The organism is Pseudomonas sp. GW821-FHT02C04, from assembly GCF_059421845.1.
The window spans coordinates 640041-657986 of record NZ_JBWKVT010000003.1; the positions used below are offsets into that span (position 1 = coordinate 640041).

Here is a 17946-nt window from a genome sequence, read left to right on the forward strand (position 1 = left end):
CTCCGCAATCCTGTTCTATGCCGCGTGGAGCCATGTACCGCAGGGCCTATCGACCGTGACGGGTCAACCATTGCCCGGCCAGAGCGCGTGCTGCCGCGTCCGCCGTGAACACTGCATCGAGATCATTCAGAGCAACTACCGGCTCGAGATTCAACACTTCCTCGATGATACTCGCGATTTCCAGGTAGCGAACCCGCCCGTCGAGAAACGCTGCCACTGCCACTTCATTCGCGGCATTGAGCATGGCCGGGGCACTGTTGCCGGCCTCGGCCGCCTGACGCGCGAGTCGCAGGCACGGAAAGCGCTCTTCATCGGGCGCTTCGAAGTCAAGACGCGCGATGGCAAACAGGTCCAGTGGCGCCACGCCGGAATCGATGCGCTCAGGCCAGGCCAGCGCATTGGCGATCGGGGTGCGCATGTCGGGATTGCCCAACTGCGCCAGCACCGAGCCGTCCACATAATCAACCAGAGAATGAATCACGCTCTGTGGATGGATCACCACTTCGACTTGCGACGGCCTGGCATCAAATAACCAGCAGGCCTCGATCAACTCGAGCCCCTTGTTCATCATGCTGGCCGAATCCACGGAAATCTTGCGGCCCATGGACCAGTTCGGATGAGCACAGGCCTGGTCGGGTGAAACATGCGCCAGTTCGGCCATCGGCGTCTGCCGGAAAGGACCGCCGGAGGCTGTCAGCAAAATCCGACGCACACCGACAGTACTCAAGCCACGGGCAAAATCCTGCGGCATGCACTGGAAAATCGCATTGTGCTCGCTGTCGATTGGCAGCAGGACCGAACCGCTCTTGCGCACAGCGTCCATGAACAAGGCGCCGGACATCACCAGCGCCTCCTTGTTGGCCAGGAGGATCTTCTTGCCCGCCTCGACCGCCGCAAGGGTCGGACGCAGACCCGCAGCGCCGACGATGGCCGCCATCACGGCATCCACCTCAGGGGCAGCCGCGACCTGACACAGGCCCTCCTCCCCTACCAGCACCCGAGTCGACAGCCCCGCGGCACGCAAGTCGTCCTGCAAACCACGAGCGGCACCGACTTCCGGCACTACTGCAAACTGAGGGACATGGCGCACGCACAAGGCAAACAGCTCACTGAGACGAGTAAAGCCACTCAGTGCAAAAACCTGGTATCGCTCAGGATGACGAGCAATGACATCGAGGGTGCTCAGACCGATCGAGCCGGTTGCCCCCAGTACGGTAATCTGCTGCGGGCGACTCACGGCGCAGCCATCCACAGCAACACCGCGAATACCGGGATCGCCGCTGTCAGACTGTCAATGCGATCCAGTACGCCGCCATGACCAGGCAGCAGATTACTGCTGTCCTTGATGCCGGACTGGCGCTTGAACATGCTTTCCGTCAGATCACCCACCACCGAGATGAACACGATCAGCGCAGCGCCGATCAGGCCCTTGAACAACTGCGCCACCGTCCAGTCACGAAACAGAGCGACCAGCGTGGTGATCACCAGGCTCAGCGCCAGACCGCCATACACGCCTTCCCAGCTTTTGCCCGGGCTGACTTGCGGGGCCAGCTTGCGCTTGCCGAAAGCACGGCCGGAGAAATAGGCACCGATATCGGCGCCCCAGACCAGCACCATCACCGCCATGATCAGCCAGTTGCCGAGCGGGTATTGCTTGATCTGGATCAGACCTTGCCAGGCAGGCAGCAGAATCAACAAACCGATCACCAGTTTGCTCGCGGCGCTGGCCCAGCGCTCACTGGAGCGCGGATAGGTCAGCACCAGCCAGGTCGCCACCGCCCACCAGATCACCGAGGCGCCGAGCACCCAAGGCGCCAGCCCCGGCAGGATGTACATGACGAACAACATCAGCGCGACCACTGCCGCATAACCGACGCGGAACGATTGCGCAGTAAAGCCGGCCAGGCGCGCCCATTCCCAGGCACCCAGACTCACGACCAGCCCGATGAACAGCGCAAAACCGGAACCCTCGAGCAGGAAAAACCCGCCCAGGGCAATCGGCAGCAGGATCAGCGCAGTGATGATTCGTTGTTTAAGCATTAAACCCGGGCTCCAGCTTCGATCTGCTCGCTCGTTTTACCGAAACGACGCTGACGCGAAGCGAAATCGGCCAGCGCAATACGCATGGCATCGTGTTTGAAGTCCGGCCAGAACAGGTCGGAGAAGTACAACTCGGCATAGGCCAGTTGCCACAGCAGGAAGTTGCTGATGCGGTGCTCGCCGCCAGTGCGGATGCACAGATCCGGCAGCGGCAGGTCACCGGTCGCCAGACAGGTTTGCAACAGATCCGGCGTGATGTCTTCCGGACGCAGATGCCCGGCCTGAACCTCACGAGCCAGGCGCTGCGCCGCTTGCGCGATATCCCACTGACCGCCGTAGTTGGCGGCGATCTGCAGGACAAAACGATTGGCGCCCGCGGTCATGGCCTCGGCTTCGCGCATGGCAGCTTGAAGCTCGGGATGGAAACGCGAACGGTCGCCAATGATGCGCAGACTGATGTTGTTGTCGTTGAGGCGCTTGGCCTCACGACGCAATGCCTTGAAGAACAGGTCCATCAAGGCACTGACCTCATCGGCCGGGCGCTGCCAGTTTTCACTGGAAAAGGCGAACAGGGTCAGCACCTCGACCCCGGCCTCGGCACACACCTCGATCACCGCCCGGACAGCGTCCACGCCCGCTTTATGCCCGGCGACACCCGGCATAAAGCGTTTTTTCGCCCAGCGATTGTTGCCATCCATGATGATCGCGACATGGCGCGGCACCGCGGACGGCGCAGTCTGCTTGGTCTTATCCATTTAAAGCTCGACCCTTATACGGCCATCAGGTCTTTTTCTTTCTCTGCCAGCTTCGCGTCGATTTCAGCCACGAACTTCTTGGTCAGGTCGTCGATTTCGCCAGTGGCACGACGCTCTTCGTCTTCGCTGATTTCTTTCTCTTTAACCAGATCCTTCAGCGAGCTGTTGGCATCGCGACGGATGTTGCGCACGGCAACACGAGCGTCTTCAGCCACATCACGCGCCTGCTTGGTGAAACCACGACGGGTTTCTTCAGTCAGGGCCGGCATGCTGATCAGCAGCAGCTCACCGAGGTTGGTCGGGTTCAGGTTCAGACCCGCGCTACCAATCGCCTTGTCCACAGCACCGAGCATGTTGCGCTCGAACGCCACAACTTGCAGGGTACGGGCGTCCTTGACGGTGATGTTGGCCACTTGCTTGATCGGAGTGTCGGAACCGTAGTACGGAACCATCACACCTTCCAGAATGCTTGGGTGCGCTTGACCGGTACGAATGCGACCGAAGTTGTGAGCCAGAGACTCGACGGACTTCGTCATGCGCTCTTTAGCGTCTTTCTTGATTTCGTTGATCATTGTTGACCTTCCTCGATCAGGGTGCCTTCAGCGCCGCCATGGACGATGTTCAGCAGGGCACCAGGCTTGTTCATGTTGAATACGCGCAGCGGCATCTTGTGGTCACGGCACAGGCAGATAGCCGTCAGATCCATTACACCCAGCTTGCGATCCAGTACTTCATCATAAGTCAGATGATCGAACTTCTCGGCATGCGGGTCTTTGAACGGGTCGGCAGTGTAGACGCCGTCGACCTTGGTCGCCTTGAGTACGACGTCCGCATCGATTTCGATTGCGCGCAGGCAGGCTGCCGAATCCGTGGTGAAAAACGGATTGCCGGTACCGGCCGCGAAAATCACCACGTCCTTGGAGTTCAGGTGACGCATGGCTTTGCGACGATCATAGTGATCGGTCACACCCACCATGGAAATGGCCGACATCACGATGGCCGAGATATTGGCACGTTCCAGCGCATCGCGCATGGCCAGGGCGTTCATCACAGTGGCCAGCATGCCCATGTGGTCGCCTGTGACCCGATCCATGCCGGCCTTGCTCAGCGCTTCACCGCGGAACAAGTTGCCGCCGCCGATCACCAGACCGACCTGAACGCCGATACCGACCAGTTGGCCGACTTCCAGCGCCATGCGATCCAGCACTTTCGGATCGATCCCGAACTCTTCCGAGCCCATCAGGGCCTCGCCGCTAAGCTTGAGTAGAATGCGTTTATAGCGAGCCTGATAACCACTGCCCTGCTGAGCCATTGCGAATCTCTCCTGCGGCGTATTTAAAAATTCTTTGCGAGCTGTTTACAGCTGGCGTTCACTCTAGCTTGGCGCTGCTTCAGCGCCATCGGAACATGGCTTTGTAAGTCAGTTCCAAGGGGAAACCAATTAAAAATTGGTAACCCTATCTGAAAAGAGGCTGCGCGCGTGAGCGGGCAGCCTCTTTCGGGCGACAGTTGAAAAACTGTCTTATTGCTTGGCGGCAGCCAGCTGGGCAGCAACTTCTTCAGCGAAGTTGTCGACCGGCTTCTCGATGCCTTCGCCTACTTTGAAGTAGGTGAAGGAAACGATTTCAGCACCGGCTTTCTTGGCCAGATCGCCAACCTTGACTTCAGGGTTCTTGACGAACGCCTGCTCAACCAGGCTCGCTTCTGCCAGGAACTTGCTGATACGGCCTTTGACCATGTTCTCAACAATGTTTTCTGGCTTGCCTTTGATCTTCTCTTCGTTCAGCTGCAGGAACACAGCCTTCTCACGCTCGATCGCTTCGTCGGAGACTTGCGAAGGCAGCAGGAACTCAGGGTTGCTTGCAGCAACGTGCATCGCGATGTCTTTGGCCAGCTCGACGTCACCGCCTTTCAGGACAACAGCAACACCGATCTTGTTACCGTGCAGGTAGGTGCCGACAACGTCACCCTCTACGCGTACCAGACGACGGATGTTGACGTTCTCGCCGACTTTGGCAACCAGAGCTTCACGAGCCGATTCCTGAGCGGCGATCAGCGGAGCTGCGTCGGTCAGTTTTTCGTCGAAGGCTTTTTCTACGCTGGCAGCAACGAAGTTTTTGAAGTCGTCTTGCAGGGCCAGGAAGTCGGTCTGCGAGTTGACTTCCAGCAGCACGGCTGCCTTGTCGTTCGACTTGATGGCGATAGCGCCTTCAGCGGCAACGTTGCCAGCTTTCTTGGCAGCCTTGATCGCGCCCGAAGCACGCATGTCATCAATGGCTTTTTCGATGTCGCCGTCAGCCTTTTCCAGGGCTTTCTTGCAATCCATCATGCCTTCGCCGGTACGCTCGCGCAGTTCTTTAACCAACGCTGCAGTAATTGCTGCCATTTTCAAATTCCTCTTGGATAGGTTTTCAACCATTCCACCCGATCGAACGGGCGTTCAATTCTTCCCGAACCACCTTGTAGCCGCTGCACGTTACAGATGCTGTAGCTGCGCTGCCGACAAGTTGGTTTTCGAGGTGGCAAAAAGGGGGCCAAGCCCCCTTTTTGCTTACTGAGTCAACGCCAGGGCGTCAATTACTCAGCTGCAGCCTGAGTTTCTTCAGCTGCGAACTCAACAGTGCCGCCAGCAACATTGTTGCGACCACGGATCACAGCGTCAGCCATCGAACCCATGTACAGCTGGATAGCGCGGATTGCGTCATCGTTGCCTGGGATGATGTAGTCAACGCCTTCCGGGCTGCTGTTGGTATCGACAACGCCGATGACCGGGATGCCCAGCTTGTTGGCTTCGGTGATCGCGATGCGCTCGTGGTCAACGTCGATCACGAACAGTGCGTCTGGCAGACCGCCCATGTCCTTGATGCCGCCCAGGGAGCGATCCAGCTTCTCAAGGTCACGGGAGCGCATCAGCGCTTCTTTCTTGGTCAGCTTGGCGAAAGTACCGTCTTCGGCTTGCACTTCAAGGTCACGCAGACGCTTGATGGAAGCACGGATGGTTTTGAAGTTGGTCAGCATGCCGCCCAACCAGCGGTGATCGACGTACGGCGAACCGCAACGTGCTGCTTCTTCAGCAACGATCTTGCCAGCGGAACGCTTGGTGCCGACGAACAGAATCTTGTTTTTGCCCTGGGCCAGACGCTCTACGAAAGTCAGAGCTTCGTTGAACATTGGCAGGGTTTTTTCAAGGTTGATGATGTGAATCTTGTTACGCGCGCCGAAAATGTATTTACCCATTTTCGGGTTCCAGTAACGGGTTTGGTGACCGAAGTGCACACCGGCCTTCAGCATATCGCGCATATTGACTTGGGACATGATAGTTCCTTGATAAGTCGGGTTGGGCCTCCACGTATCCCAATGACCAACCCCTGATCCGAGGATCAAAGGCACCCAGGCCATCGTGTCGACACGTGTGTGGGTTAATGCTCCCGGAGCTATCCCCGGAAAGCGGCGCATTTTATATCACAGGAAGGGCGTAAACGGAACCCGGAATCTGTAATCGCGTCAGGGACATGGGCGCCAGCCCCTTGGAATCGCCCTGACGCGCACTATTGTATAGGTCGAAGCGATGCACGCAGGCGCGGATTTGCGCCTTTGGTCTGTTAGAATCGCGTTTTTCAGGGCCACCAGGCGAAAACCGCCGCCCTGCCCGTATCAACAAGCGCCGCCGAGCGCAGAGAGAGCCTGTATGACCGTCACCCTCAAAACCCCCGAGGACATCGCCGCCATGCGTGTCGCCGGCAAACTGGCCGCCGATGTGCTGGAAATGATTGCCGAACACGTCAAGCCGGGCGTGACCACCGATGAGCTGAACCAGATCTGCCACGACTACATCGTCGACGTGCAGAAGGCCATCCCCGCCCCGCTCAACTACAAGGGCTACCCGAAGTCGATCTGCACCTCGATCAACCACGTGGTCTGCCACGGCATCCCGAACGACAAGCCACTGAAAAACGGCGACACCCTGAACATCGATGTCACCGTGATCAAGGACGGCTACCACGGCGACACCAGCCGCATGTTCCACGTCGGCACCGTGCCGGTCTGGGCCGAGCGCCTGTCCCAGGTCACCCAGGAATGCATGTACAAGGCGATCGAGATCGTCAAACCCGGCTGCCGTCTCGGCGACATCGGCGAGATCATCCAGAAGCACGCTGAAAAGAACGGCTTCTCCGTGGTGCGCGAGTTCTGCGGCCACGGCATCGGCAAGGTGTTCCACGAAGAGCCGCAGATCCTGCACTACGGCCGCGCCGGCACCGGCATGGAACTGAAGGCCGGCATGACCTTCACCATCGAACCGATGATCAACCAGGGCAAGGCCGACACCAAGGTGCTGGGCGACGGCTGGACCGCGATCACCAAGGATCGCAAGCTGTCGGCCCAGTGGGAACACACTTTGCTTGTCACCGACACCGGCTACGAGATCTTCACCCTGCGCAGCGATGACACGATCCCGCGCGTATCGGCCTGATCCCGACACCGCTCCCAGCCTATAGAAGGAAAGCCAATCGATGCCGCAGGTGGATCCCGAACTCTTCGACCGCGGCCAGTTCCAGGCTGAACTGGCCCTGAAAGCGAGCCCTATCGCCGCCTTCAAGAAGGCGATCCGTCAGGCCCGCGAAGTGCTCGATGCACGCTTTCGCAGCGGCCGCGATATCCGGCGGCTGATCGAGGATCGCGCCTGGTTCGTCGACAACATCCTGCAAAAGGCCTGGGACCAGTTCAACTGGAGCGAAGACGCCGACATCGCGCTGGTCGCGGTCGGCGGCTACGGTCGCGGTGAGTTGCACCCCTATTCCGATATCGACCTGCTGATCCTGCTGGACAGTGCCGATCACGAAATCTTCCGCGATTCCATCGAGCGTTTTCTCACGCTGTTGTGGGACATCGGCCTGGAGGTCGGTCAGAGCGTTCGCTCGGTGGACGAGTGCGCCGAAGAGGCCCGCGCCGACCTGACGGTGGTCACCAACCTGATGGAAAGCCGCACCATCTGCGGCCCTGAACGCTTGCGCCAGCGCATGCTCGATGTCACCAGCACCGCACACATGTGGCCGGCCAAGGAATTCTTCCTGGCCAAGCGCGCAGAGCAAAAGGCCCGCCACCACAAGTACAACGACACCGAATACAACCTGGAACCCAACGTCAAAGGCTCGCCCGGCGGACTACGGGATATTCAGACGATTCTGTGGGTCGCCCGTCGCCAGTACGGCACCCTGAACCTGCGCGCCCTGGCAGGCGAAGGCTTCCTGGTCGAGAGCGAAAACGCCCTGCTGGCGTCGTCCCAGGAGTTCCTGTGGAAAGTACGCTACGCCCTGCACATGCTGGCCGGCCGCTCCGAAGATCGCCTGCTGTTCGATCATCAACGCACCATTGCGGGGCTGCTGGGGTTTGAAGGTGACGACGCCAAGCAGGCCGTCGAAAACTTCATGCAGCAGTACTTTCGCGTGGTGATGAGCATCGCCCAGCTCAGCGACCTGATCATCCAGCACTTCGAGGAAGTCATCCTCGCCCCGGAAGACGAAGCGCCGCCGCAGCCGATCAACTCGCGCTTCCAGCTGCACGACGGATACATCGAGGCACGCAACGACAACGTGTTCCGCCGCACGCCGTTCGCCATGCTCGAGATCTTCGTGCTGATGGCCCAGCAGCCGGAAATCAAAGGCGTGCGCGCCGACACCATTCGTCTGCTGCGGGAAAACCGTCACCTGATCGACGACAACTTTCGCAACGACATTCGCAATACCAGCCTGTTCATCGAACTGTTCAAGTGCAAGATCGGCATCCACCGCAACCTGCGGCGGATGAACCGCTACGGCATTCTCGGGCGCTACCTGCCGGAGTTCGGCTTCATCGTCGGGCAGATGCAGCACGACCTGTTCCACATCTATACGGTCGATGCGCACACGCTGAACCTGATCAAACACCTGCGCAAGTTGCAGTACACCCAGGTGTCGGAGAAATTCCCGCTGGCCGCCAAGCTCATGGCCAAGTTGCCCAAGCCTGAGCTCATCTACATGGCAGGCCTGTATCACGACATCGGCAAGGGCCGGCATGGCGATCATTCGGAGATCGGCGCGGTCGATGCCGAGGCGTTCTGTCAGCGCCACCAACTGCCGGTGTGGGACAGCCGCCTGATCGTCTGGCTGGTGCAGAACCATCTGGTGATGTCGACCACCGCCCAGCGCAAGGACTTGTCCGACCCGCAAGTGATCCATGACTTCGCCCTGGCGGTCGGTGATGAAACCCGTCTGGACTACCTGTACGTGCTGACGGTGGCCGATATCAACGCGACCAACCCGACCCTGTGGAACTCCTGGCGCGCCAGCCTGTTGCGCCAGCTCTACACGGAGACCAAGCGCGCCCTGCGTCGTGGCCTGGAAAACCCGGTGGATCGCGAAGAACAGATCCGCCAGACCCAGAGCGCAGCGCTGGATATTCTGGTGCGCGGCGGCACCGACCCTGACGATGTCGAGCAGTTGTGGGCGCAACTGGGCGATGACTATTTCCTGCGCCATACCGCCGGCGACGTGGCCTGGCACAGCGATGCGATTCTCCAGCAGCCGGCCGACGGCGGCCCGCTGGTGCTGATCAAGGAAACCACCCAGCGCGAATTCGAGGGCGGTACGCAGATCTTCATTTATGCACCGGACCAGCACGACTTCTTCGCTGTGACCGTGGCCGCGATGGACCAGCTCAACCTGAACATTCACGACGCCCGGGTCATCACCTCCAGCAGCCAGTTCACCCTCGACACCTACATCGTGCTCGATACGGAAGGCGAATCCATCGGCGACAATCCGACCCGGGTCAAACAGATCCGCGACGGCCTGACCGAAGCCCTGCGCAACCCGGACGACTACCCGACCATCATCCAGCGTCGGGTACCCCGCCAGCTCAAGCATTTTGCTTTCGCACCACAAGTGACGATCCACAACGACGCCCAGCGTCCGGTGACGGTGCTGGAACTCACCGCACCCGACCGTCCGGGCCTGCTGGCACGGATCGGCGGGATTTTCCTGGAGTTCGACCTGTCGCTGCAGAACGCCAAGATCGCCACCCTGGGCGAAAGGGTGGAAGACGTGTTCTTCATCACCGACGCCCACAATCAGCCGCTGTCCGACCCGCTGCTGTGCAGTCGTTTGCAGGATGCCATCGTCGAGCAGCTCAGCGTCAATCAGGAACCCGATATCAAACTGTCGCGTATCAGCATTTGACTGAGCGCCCGGATTCAACCGCTTTGCACGAGACCCAGCACCGATGAACAACGCTCTGACCCAGTTGCAGCCCTACCCGTTCGAGAAGCTCCGCGCCCTGCTCGGCAGCGTCACGCCGAACCCGGACAAGCGCCCGATCGCGCTGTCCATCGGCGAGCCGAAACACCGTTCGCCAAGCTTTGTCGCCGAGGCGCTGGCCAACAACCTGGACCAGATGGCGGTGTATCCGACCACCCTCGGCATTCCGGCCCTGCGCGAAGCCATTGCCGCCTGGTGCGAGCGTCGCTTCAACGTGCCGAGCGGCTGGATCAACCCGGCGCGCAACGTTCTGCCGGTCAACGGCACCCGTGAAGCGTTGTTCGCCTTCACCCAGACCGTAGTCAACCGCGGTGACGACGCGCTGGTGGTCAGCCCGAACCCGTTCTATCAGATCTACGAAGGTGCGGCGTTCCTCGCCGGCGCCAAGCCACACTACCTGCCATGCCTGGATGAAAACGGCTTCAACCCGGACTTCGACGCGGTATCGCCAGACATCTGGAAACGCTGCCAGATCCTGTTCCTGTGCTCGCCAGGCAACCCGACCGGTGCGTTGATTCCGGTCGACGTGCTGAAAAAGCTGATCGCCCTGGCCGACGAATACGACTTCGTGATCGCCGCCGACGAGTGCTACAGCGAGCTGTACTTCGACGAGCAAACGCCACCGCCGGGCCTGCTCAGCGCTTGCGCCGAACTGGGTCGCAAGGATTTCAAACGCTGCGTGGTCTTCCACAGCCTGTCCAAGCGTTCGAATCTGCCGGGCCTGCGCTCCGGTTTCGTTGCCGGCGACGCCGACATCCTCAAGGGCTTCCTGCTGTATCGCACCTACCACGGCTGCGCGATGCCGGTTCAGACCCAACTGGCCAGCGTTGCCGCGTGGAACGATGAAGTGCATGTACGCGCCAACCGCGCGTTGTATCGCGAGAAGTTCGATGCCGTGCTGGCGATCCTCAGCCCGGTGATGGATGTGCAGCGTCCGGATGGCAGCTTCTACCTTTGGCCAAACGTGCAAGGTGATGACGCAGCGTTCTGCCGGGACCTGTTTGCCGAAGAACACGTGACCGTGGTACCGGGTTCGTACCTGTCCCGCGATGTCAACGGGGTCAACCCCGGTGCCGGCCGCGTGCGCATGGCGCTGGTCGCGCCGCTGGCGGAATGTGTGGAAGCGGCCGAACGCATCCGTGATTTCGTCCTGCGCCACAAGTAATGCCTGAACGCCCGTGCCGGGCAATCCGGCATGGGCGCCTCATACATCGGGTTACAGACCCTCCAACTATTTACCCCACTTGCCGGCCGGCCAGACGTTAGTCTTGAGCCGCGGATATCTCTGCGCCTGAAACAAACTCAAGACTTTAACTTCAAGGAAGAAGTGAACATGAACGACCTGCTGGATTGCAAACTCATTCAATGGCCCGATGATCAAGCCGCTTATACGGCAGCCATCAATGAAAACCCCGCCAATGCCGGTAAAACTGCCGGCACTCGACGCAAACGCTCAATCCTTGATTATTCAAAATTGTGGGCCAACGGCCGAACCTTGAAAGTGGCCTTCATGGACGCACCCGACGCTGACCACAAGAGCAGGATTATCGCTGCGGCCAACCAATGGTTGCCGTACATCAACCTGAAGTTTGAATTTGTCGACGATTTGAAAGGCGACATCCGGATTGCGACAAAGAACAATGACAACAGCTCGATGCTGGGCACCGATGCGCTGTTGATCCACCCCGACCATCCCACCATGAACCTGGGGGTCAAACCGGAACATGAAGACTTCGAGGTGATCGTGATCCACGAATTCGGCCACGCACTGGGTGCGATGCACGAACATCAGCACCCAAGGGCCAATATTCCGTGGGATAAGCCGAAGGTGTATGAGTTCTACAAGAACCGCGAAATGAACCCGCTCACCGAGGAGCAGGTCGACAGGAACCTGTTCGCATCCTTCGACACACTGGACGCGATCTACACCTCCTACGACCGAAAATCGATCATGCATCACCCGGTGGCAAACACATTGACAGTGGGCAACTGGGAGGTACCGATCAACCGCCGGATCAGTAGGAAAGACAAACGACTGATGCGATTGCTTTATCCCAAATAACGCTTTTCCTATTTGACCTGCCCCAGGTTCGCCTCACTCAAATCCAGCTCGCCCAACACCTCACGCAGCACATCATCACCAATCTGGTGCTGACGGCTCAGGCTGTACAACTCAAGGCGTTGCGCACGCAGCGCCTTGAGACGCAAACGGCGCTCAAGCAGATCCATCTGGAATGCCAGCGCCTGGGCTTCGGCCGAATCGTTGAACACCTCAAGCTGATGACGGTATTCAGACATGATCCGCGCCTTGAGCTCGGCCGACAGTGCCGCTTGCGCGGCATCCTGCGGGTTGACCTCTTCGACTTCCAGCGCATGAATGGCCGCTTCAGCGGTCTTGCGCCAGGCGTCGCGGACTTCCTGGCGGCGTTTGTCGTCGGGGCTTTTCTGGATCCCGCGCAACAGCAACGGCAAGGCGATGCAGGCTGCGACCAGCGACATCAGAATCACCCCCGCAGCAATGAAGATCAGCAAATCACGCTCGGGAAAGGCCTCGCTGCCCATCAGCATCGGCACCGACATCACGCCCGCCAGGGTCACCGCACCGCGTACACCACCGACGGTCAGCAGCCAGCAGGACCGGGCAGTCGGCACTTGTGTCAATTCACCCTTGCCGCGCAAGCGACGCAGCAGCACCGACAAACGCCAGATGCTTTGCACCCAGATGAAACGCAGCAGCACCAGCGCCAGGAAAATCGCCACCACATCGAGGCAGCGGTAGAACAGCGTCGGCCACAATGACGTTTCGTGGCTGACCACAGCTTTGATGATGTCCGGCAGTTGCAGGCCGAGCAGCAGGAAGATCAAACCGTTGAAGGCGAACTCCAGCAACGACCAGACGCTGCGGTTGAGCAAACGCGTGCTGGTCTGGCGCGGCAACAGGTCGAGCCAGCTCTGCATCATCCCCGCCGCCACTGCCGAAAGAATGCCCGAGGCGCCGAGCCGTTCGGCCAACACGTAAGCGGCAAACGGCAGCAGCAACATGAACACCACGTGGGTTGCCGGATCGTCCCAGCCCCGAGCGATCATCCACGCCCGCAGCCGACCCACCAACCAACTCAATGCCACGCCGACTGCGAGCCCGCCGACCGCGACCAGCACGAACGTCAGACTGGCGTTGGCCAGGGAGAACGCACCAGTGACCGCCGCAACCAGGGCGAATTTAAACGTCACCAGGCCCGAGGCATCGTTCATCAGTGCTTCGCCTTGCAGCATGTGCATCAAAGGCGTGGGCAAGCGGTTCTGCGAAATCGCTGACACCGCCACGGCATCGGTCGGCGACAGCACCGCCGCCAACGCGAACGCCACCGGCAATGGAATCGTCGGCAACAACCAGTGAATGAAGTAGCCGGCACCGACCACCGTAAACAGCACCAACCCGACCGCCAGCGTCAGTATCGGCCCGCGCAGACGCCACAATTCGCGTTTGGGCATGCGCCAGCCATCGGAAAACAGCAGCGGCGGCAGGAACAGAAACAGGAACAGTTCGGGATCCAGAGCCACGTGCAGGCCAAGGGTCGGCCAGGCCAGCAATGCCCCGGCGGCGATCTGTACCAGCGGCAGCGGCAACGGGATGACCCGTCCGACCAGACGCGAAACACTGACCAGCATCAGCAGGATCAGGACCGTATAAGCGGTTTGCATAAAGCGGAAATCTCAGACAATCGACAGCGTTGAACTGCCATATTAGCCGCTTAGGCTGTGCGTGACCGTTGCACCTATGTCGCAGCCCCCGTCCGGGAAATCAACCTCGGCCGCCGCGAAACGGTTTGGTCATGGCATAATCCGACACCATTTTTCTCCAGCACCTGTAAAGGGGGCGATTCCTTGACCGTTTCAAGCAAAACGTTGCACCTTTTCGGCATCAAAGCCTGCGACACCATGAAAAAGGCGCGCACCTGGCTCGATGAACACGCTGTCAGCTACGACTTCCACGATTACAAAACCGCCGGCATCGACCGTGAACACCTGACCCAATGGTGTAACGAACACGGCTGGCAAACGGTGTTGAACCGCGCAGGCACGACCTTTCGCAAACTCGACGACGAACGCAAAGCCGATCTCGACCAGTCGAAAGCCATCGAACTGATGCTCGCTCAACCCTCGATGATCAAGCGCCCGGTGCTCGATCTCGGTGACCGAACCCTGATTGGCTTCAAGCCAGATATCTACGCGGCCGCCCTCAAGTAAGCAGCCCGTCACTTTTTGTAGAGGTATTCACATGTCCAATTCCCTGTTCAGTATTGCCTTCGGCGTCGGCACCCAGAACCGTCAAGGTGCATGGCTGGAAGTGTTCTACGCCCAGCCGCTGCTCAATCCTTCGGCCGAGCTGGTCGCCGCCGTTGCACCGATCCTCGGCTACACCGAAGGCAACCAGGCCATCACCTTCACCACCGCACAAGCCGCCCAACTGGCTGAAGCCGTAAAAGGCATCGACGCGGTACAAGGCAAGCTGCTGACCCGTCTGGCCGAAAGCCACAAGCCGCTGGTCGCCACCCTGTTGGCCGAAGACGCGCAACTGACTTCCACGCCTGAGGCCTACCTCAAGCTGCACCTGCTGTCCCATCGACTGGTCAAGCCGCACGGCGTGAGCCTGGCCGGGATCTTCCCGCTGCTGCCAAACGTTGCCTGGACCAGCCAGGGCGCGATCGACCTGAGCGAACTGGCCGAGTTGCAACTCGAAGCCCGTCTGCGCGGCGAGCTGCTGGAAGTGTTCTCGGTGGACAAGTTCCCGAAAATGACCGACTACGTGGTTCCGGCCGGCGTGCGTATCGCTGACGCCGCACGTCTGCGTCTGGGCGCCTACGTGGGCGAAGGCACCACCGTGATGCACGAAGGTTTCATCAACTTCAACGCCGGTACCGAAGGCCCGGGCATGATCGAAGGCCGCGTCTCCGCTGGCGTTTTCGTCGGCAAGGGTTCGGACCTGGGCGGCGGCTGCTCGACCATGGGCACCCTGTCGGGCGGCGGCAACATCGTGATCAAGGTCGGCGAAGGCTGCCTGATCGGCGCCAACGCCGGTATCGGTATCCCGTTGGGCGACCGCAACACCGTCGAGTCGGGCCTGTACGTGACCGCCGGCACCAAGGTGGCGCTGCTGGACGAGCACAACAACCTGGTCAAAGTGGTCAAGGCCCGTGAACTGGCCGGTCAGACCGACCTGCTGTTCCGTCGCAATTCGGAAACCGGTGCTGTGGAATGCAAGACCCACAAATCGGCGATCGAACTGAACGAAGCGCTGCACGCTCACAACTAAGCGCGCGTAATCCTTCTGTGGGAGCGGGCTTGCTCGCTTCCACAGGGTTTGGCGCACACCCGCCCAAGTTCACCAGGGCTCGAAAGCATGATGATTCCCTCCCCCTGGCGCGCCGATTTCCCGGCCATCGCCGCCCTGCAACGGCAAGACCAGACCTATCTGGACAACGCCGCCACCACGCAAAAACCCCAGGCCCTGCTCGACGCGCTGGCGCATTACTACGCCAATGGCGCAGCCAACGTGCATCGTGCCCAGCATCTGCCCGGCGCCCACGCCACGCAGGCGTTCGAGGACAGTCGCCTGAAGGTTGCCCAGTGGCTGAATGCCGGTGACAGCGGGCAGATCATCTTCACCCACGGCGCTACCAGTGCGCTGAATCTCCTGGCTTACGGCCTGGAACATCTTTTCCATCCGGGCGATGAAATTGTCATCAGCGCCCTGGAGCATCACGCCAACCTGCTGCCGTGGCAGCAACTGGCGCAACGTCGCGACCTGAAACTGGTGATCCTGCCGCTGGACGATGACGGGGTGATCGACCTCACCGCCGCCGTGCACCTGATCGGCCCGCGTACCCGTCTGCTGGCGGTCAGCCAGTTGTCCAACGTGCTCGGTGCCTGGCAGCCCTTGCCGGCCCTGCTGGCGATGGCCAAGGCGCAGAACGCGCTGACCGTGGTCGATGGCGCTCAAGGCGTGGTTCACGGCCGGCATGACGTGCAGGCCCTCGGTTGCGACTTCTATGTGTTTTCCAGCCACAAGCTGTACGGCCCCGATGGCCTCGGCGTACTGTTCGGGCGCAACGAAGCGCTTGAGCAACTGCGCCCGTGGCAGTTCGGTGGCGAAATGGTGCTGGAAGCCAATTATCACGAATCACGCTTCCGCCCTGCTCCGCTGGGCTTCGAAGCGGGAACGCCGCCGATTGCCAGCGTGATCGGCCTTGGCGCGACCCTCGACTACCTCGCCGGTCTGGATCTGGACGCCGTGTCCGCCCACGAAGCCGCGTTGCACGATTACCTGTTGCGTGGCCTCGCCGCCCGCAATGGCATCCGTCTGCTGGGCAAACCGCAACTGGCGCTGGCCAGTTTTGTCGTCGAAGGCGTGCACAACTCTGATCTGGCGCATTTGTTGACCGAACAGGGCATTGCCGTACGCGCCGGGCATCACTGCGCGATGCCGCTGCTCAAACGCTTTGAGCTGGCGGGGGCGATTCGCGTGTCGCTGGCGCTGTACAACGATTCCGAAGACCTGGAGCGGTTCTTTGAAGCACTGGATCAGGCACTGGAGTTGTTGCGATGAGCCTGCCGGTCGAGGCCGCCGAAGCGCTGCAAACGTTTCAGAATGCGGCCGGTTGGGAACAGCGGGCGCGGCTGTTGATGCAGTTCGGTGATCGCCTGCCGCCGTTGAGCGATGCCGACAAGTGCGAGGCCAATCGGGTGCACGGCTGTGAAAGTCAGGTGTGGCTGGTCGGTGAGTTGCGCGATGGCCACTGGCAGTTCGCGGCGAGCAGCGATGCGCGGATGATTCGCGGGTTGGTGGCGTTGCTGTTGTTGCGAGTCAACGGCTTGACCGCTGACGAGTTGCAGCAGGTGGATCTGCCGGACTGGTTCAATCAGCTGGGGCTGTCGCGACAGTTGTCGCCGTCGCGCAGCAATGGCTTGAATGCCGTGCTGCAACGGATGAACGAGCTGGCGCAGTAAAAGGGCTGCTGCGCAGCCCTATGCTTCAGGCCTGAGGCTTGACCCGATCCGCCGGGCGCCGAACGCCCGCCACAATCTTGTCCACAGCCTTGGTCGCCGCGACCATGCCGAACGTCGCCGTCACCATCATCACCGCGCCAAAGCCGCCAGCGCAGTCCAGCTTCACGCCGTCACCGACAAAACTCTTCTGCAGGCAAATGCTGCCGTCCGGTTTCGGATAGCGCAGTTGTTCGGTGGAGAACACGCACGGCACGCTGTAGTGACGGGTCACGGTGCGCGAAAAACCGTAGTCGCGGCGCAACGTAGAACGCACTTTCGAGGCCAGTGGATCGTTGAAGGTGCGGTTGAGATCGCAGACCTGAATCAGCGTCGGATCGATCTGCCCGCCCGCGCCGCCGGTGGTGATGATCTGGATCTTGCGGCGTTTGCACCAGGCAATCAGCGCCGCCTTGGCGTTGACCGCATCGATGCAGTCGATCACGCAGTCGATGTTCGGCGTGATGTATTCGGCCATGGTGTCGCGGGTGACGAAGTCCGCCACGGCGTGCACCTTGCAGTCCGGGTTGATCCCACGCAGACGCTCGGCCATCACCTCGACCTTGGGTTTGCCGACCGTGCTGTCCAGCGCATGCAACTGCCGGTTGGCGTTGCTGACGCAGACATCGTCGAGGTCGAACAGCGAAATCTCGCCCACCCCGCAACGGGCCATGGCTTCCGCCGCCCAGGAACCGACGCCGCCAACGCCGACAATCGCCACGTGGGCGGCGCGCAAACGCTCCATCCCCTCGACGCCATACAAACGGGCGATGCCTGCAAACCGCGGATCTTCTGTACTCATGACCATTACCCCA

At 60.4% G+C, this 17946-nt stretch carries 17 protein-coding genes; 8 read left to right on the top strand and 9 right to left on the bottom strand.

Going from position 1 to position 17946, the window contains the following annotated elements:
- Nucleotides 1-46 precede the first annotated feature (46 nt).
- The 7 genes from ispC to rpsB all read right to left on the bottom strand — a co-directional run bounded on the left by ispC (nt 47) and on the right by rpsB (nt 6110).
- Nucleotides 47-1237 carry a 1-deoxy-D-xylulose-5-phosphate reductoisomerase gene (gene ispC, locus AC07VV_RS15120; protein WP_096819624.1) on the bottom strand — a complete coding sequence of 397 codons (1191 nt, stop codon included), beginning with the start codon at nt 1235-1237 and terminating at the stop codon, nt 47-49.
- A complete protein-coding gene (locus AC07VV_RS15125; protein WP_495036670.1) occupies nt 1234-2040 on the bottom strand; it encodes a phosphatidate cytidylyltransferase in 807 nt (268 codons plus the stop codon). The genes ispC and AC07VV_RS15125 overlap by 4 nt, the downstream gene beginning before the upstream one ends.
- On the bottom strand, nt 2040-2795 hold the full coding sequence (gene uppS, locus AC07VV_RS15130; RefSeq protein ID WP_096819626.1) for a polyprenyl diphosphate synthase: 756 nt from the start codon (nt 2793-2795) through the stop codon (nt 2040-2042). Before uppS ends, AC07VV_RS15125 begins: the two co-directional genes overlap by 1 nt.
- 14 nt (nt 2796-2809) lie before the next feature.
- A complete protein-coding gene (frr, locus tag AC07VV_RS15135; RefSeq protein WP_096819627.1) occupies nt 2810-3367 on the bottom strand; it encodes a ribosome recycling factor in 558 nt (185 codons plus the stop codon).
- Nucleotides 3364-4107 (bottom strand): UMP kinase, encoded by a 744-nt coding sequence (gene pyrH, locus AC07VV_RS15140; RefSeq protein ID WP_003222124.1) that lies wholly within the window; start codon nt 4105-4107, stop codon nt 3364-3366. The genes frr and pyrH overlap by 4 nt, the downstream gene beginning before the upstream one ends.
- 210 nt (nt 4108-4317) lie before the next feature.
- A complete protein-coding gene (tsf, locus tag AC07VV_RS15145; protein ID WP_096819628.1) occupies nt 4318-5181 on the bottom strand; it encodes a translation elongation factor Ts in 864 nt (287 codons plus the stop codon).
- Between the two features lie 191 nt (nt 5182-5372).
- Nucleotides 5373-6110 (bottom strand): 30S ribosomal protein S2, encoded by a 738-nt coding sequence (gene rpsB, locus AC07VV_RS15150; RefSeq protein WP_003222119.1) that lies wholly within the window; start codon nt 6108-6110, stop codon nt 5373-5375.
- A 373-nt stretch (nt 6111-6483) separates the two neighbouring features.
- On the opposite strand from rpsB, the gene map reads away from it, so the two are divergent.
- The 4 genes from map (at nt 6484) to AC07VV_RS15170 (ending at nt 12149) form a co-directional block, all read left to right on the top strand.
- The gene (gene map / locus AC07VV_RS15155) at nt 6484-7266 is read left to right on the top strand and encodes a type I methionyl aminopeptidase (RefSeq protein WP_096819629.1); all 783 of its coding nucleotides are present in this window, start codon (nt 6484-6486) and stop codon (nt 7264-7266) included.
- A gap of 40 nt (nt 7267-7306) precedes the next feature.
- Complete coding sequence (locus AC07VV_RS15160; RefSeq protein WP_096819630.1) at nt 7307-10009, top strand: [protein-PII] uridylyltransferase; 2703 nt, start codon at nt 7307-7309, stop codon at nt 10007-10009.
- Between the two features lie 43 nt (nt 10010-10052).
- Nucleotides 10053-11252, top strand: a complete 1200-nt coding sequence (gene dapC, locus AC07VV_RS15165; RefSeq protein ID WP_495036671.1) for a succinyldiaminopimelate transaminase — start codon at nt 10053-10055, stop codon at nt 11250-11252.
- A 168-nt stretch (nt 11253-11420) separates the two neighbouring features.
- Nucleotides 11421-12149: a M12 family metallopeptidase gene (locus AC07VV_RS15170; protein WP_495036672.1), complete on the top strand. Its 729-nt coding sequence runs from the start codon at nt 11421-11423 to the stop codon at nt 12147-12149.
- Nucleotides 12150-12157: 8 nt separating this feature from the next.
- Here AC07VV_RS15170 and AC07VV_RS15175 read toward each other — a convergent pair whose 3' ends face one another.
- Nucleotides 12158-13789, bottom strand: coding sequence for a Na+/H+ antiporter (locus AC07VV_RS15175; RefSeq protein ID WP_495036673.1), 1632 nt, complete (start codon nt 13787-13789; stop codon nt 12158-12160).
- Nucleotides 13790-13972: 183 nt separating this feature from the next.
- Between AC07VV_RS15175 and AC07VV_RS15180 the strand changes: the two genes are divergently transcribed.
- The 4 genes from AC07VV_RS15180 (at nt 13973) to AC07VV_RS15195 (ending at nt 17095) form a co-directional block, all read left to right on the top strand.
- A complete protein-coding gene (locus tag AC07VV_RS15180; protein WP_041072357.1) occupies nt 13973-14335 on the top strand; it encodes an ArsC family reductase in 363 nt (120 codons plus the stop codon).
- Between the two features lie 31 nt (nt 14336-14366).
- On the top strand, nt 14367-15401 hold the full coding sequence (dapD, locus tag AC07VV_RS15185; protein WP_007954762.1) for a 2,3,4,5-tetrahydropyridine-2,6-dicarboxylate N-succinyltransferase: 1035 nt from the start codon (nt 14367-14369) through the stop codon (nt 15399-15401).
- 87 nt (nt 15402-15488) lie between these two features.
- The gene (locus AC07VV_RS15190) at nt 15489-16694 is read left to right on the top strand and encodes an aminotransferase class V-fold PLP-dependent enzyme (RefSeq protein ID WP_495036674.1); all 1206 of its coding nucleotides are present in this window, start codon (nt 15489-15491) and stop codon (nt 16692-16694) included.
- On the top strand, nt 16691-17095 hold the full coding sequence (locus AC07VV_RS15195) for a SufE family protein (RefSeq protein WP_495036675.1): 405 nt from the start codon (nt 16691-16693) through the stop codon (nt 17093-17095). The genes AC07VV_RS15190 and AC07VV_RS15195 overlap by 4 nt, the downstream gene beginning before the upstream one ends.
- A 25-nt stretch (nt 17096-17120) precedes the next feature.
- Here the strand turns inward: AC07VV_RS15195 and tcdA are convergent, their stop codons facing one another.
- On the bottom strand, nt 17121-17939 hold the full coding sequence (gene tcdA / locus AC07VV_RS15200; RefSeq protein WP_493091604.1) for a tRNA cyclic N6-threonylcarbamoyladenosine(37) synthase TcdA: 819 nt from the start codon (nt 17937-17939) through the stop codon (nt 17121-17123).
- Between the last annotated feature and the right edge of the window lie 7 nt (nt 17940-17946).

Coding starts and splice junctions, on each gene's coding strand:
- AC07VV_RS15125 (WP_495036670.1), bottom strand. CDS start 2,040: ATGCTTAAACAACGAATCATCACTGCGCTGATCCTGCTGCCGATTGCC.
- uppS (WP_096819626.1), bottom strand. CDS start 2,795: ATGGATAAGACCAAGCAGACTGCGCCGTCCGCGGTGCCGCGCCATGTC.
- frr (WP_096819627.1), bottom strand. CDS start 3,367: ATGATCAACGAAATCAAGAAAGACGCTAAAGAGCGCATGACGAAGTCC.
- pyrH (WP_003222124.1), bottom strand. CDS start 4,107: ATGGCTCAGCAGGGCAGTGGTTATCAGGCTCGCTATAAACGCATTCTA.
- tsf (WP_096819628.1), bottom strand. CDS start 5,181: ATGGCAGCAATTACTGCAGCGTTGGTTAAAGAACTGCGCGAGCGTACC.
- rpsB (WP_003222119.1), bottom strand. CDS start 6,110: ATGTCCCAAGTCAATATGCGCGATATGCTGAAGGCCGGTGTGCACTTC.
- map (WP_096819629.1), top strand. CDS start 6,484: ATGACCGTCACCCTCAAAACCCCCGAGGACATCGCCGCCATGCGTGTC.
- AC07VV_RS15160 (WP_096819630.1), top strand. CDS start 7,307: ATGCCGCAGGTGGATCCCGAACTCTTCGACCGCGGCCAGTTCCAGGCT.
- dapC (WP_495036671.1), top strand. CDS start 10,053: ATGAACAACGCTCTGACCCAGTTGCAGCCCTACCCGTTCGAGAAGCTC.
- AC07VV_RS15170 (WP_495036672.1), top strand. CDS start 11,421: ATGAACGACCTGCTGGATTGCAAACTCATTCAATGGCCCGATGATCAA.
- AC07VV_RS15175 (WP_495036673.1), bottom strand. CDS start 13,789: ATGCAAACCGCTTATACGGTCCTGATCCTGCTGATGCTGGTCAGTGTT.
- dapD (WP_007954762.1), top strand. CDS start 14,367: ATGTCCAATTCCCTGTTCAGTATTGCCTTCGGCGTCGGCACCCAGAAC.
- AC07VV_RS15190 (WP_495036674.1), top strand. CDS start 15,489: ATGATGATTCCCTCCCCCTGGCGCGCCGATTTCCCGGCCATCGCCGCC.
- AC07VV_RS15195 (WP_495036675.1), top strand. CDS start 16,691: ATGAGCCTGCCGGTCGAGGCCGCCGAAGCGCTGCAAACGTTTCAGAAT.
- tcdA (WP_493091604.1), bottom strand. CDS start 17,939: ATGGTCATGAGTACAGAAGATCCGCGGTTTGCAGGCATCGCCCGTTTG.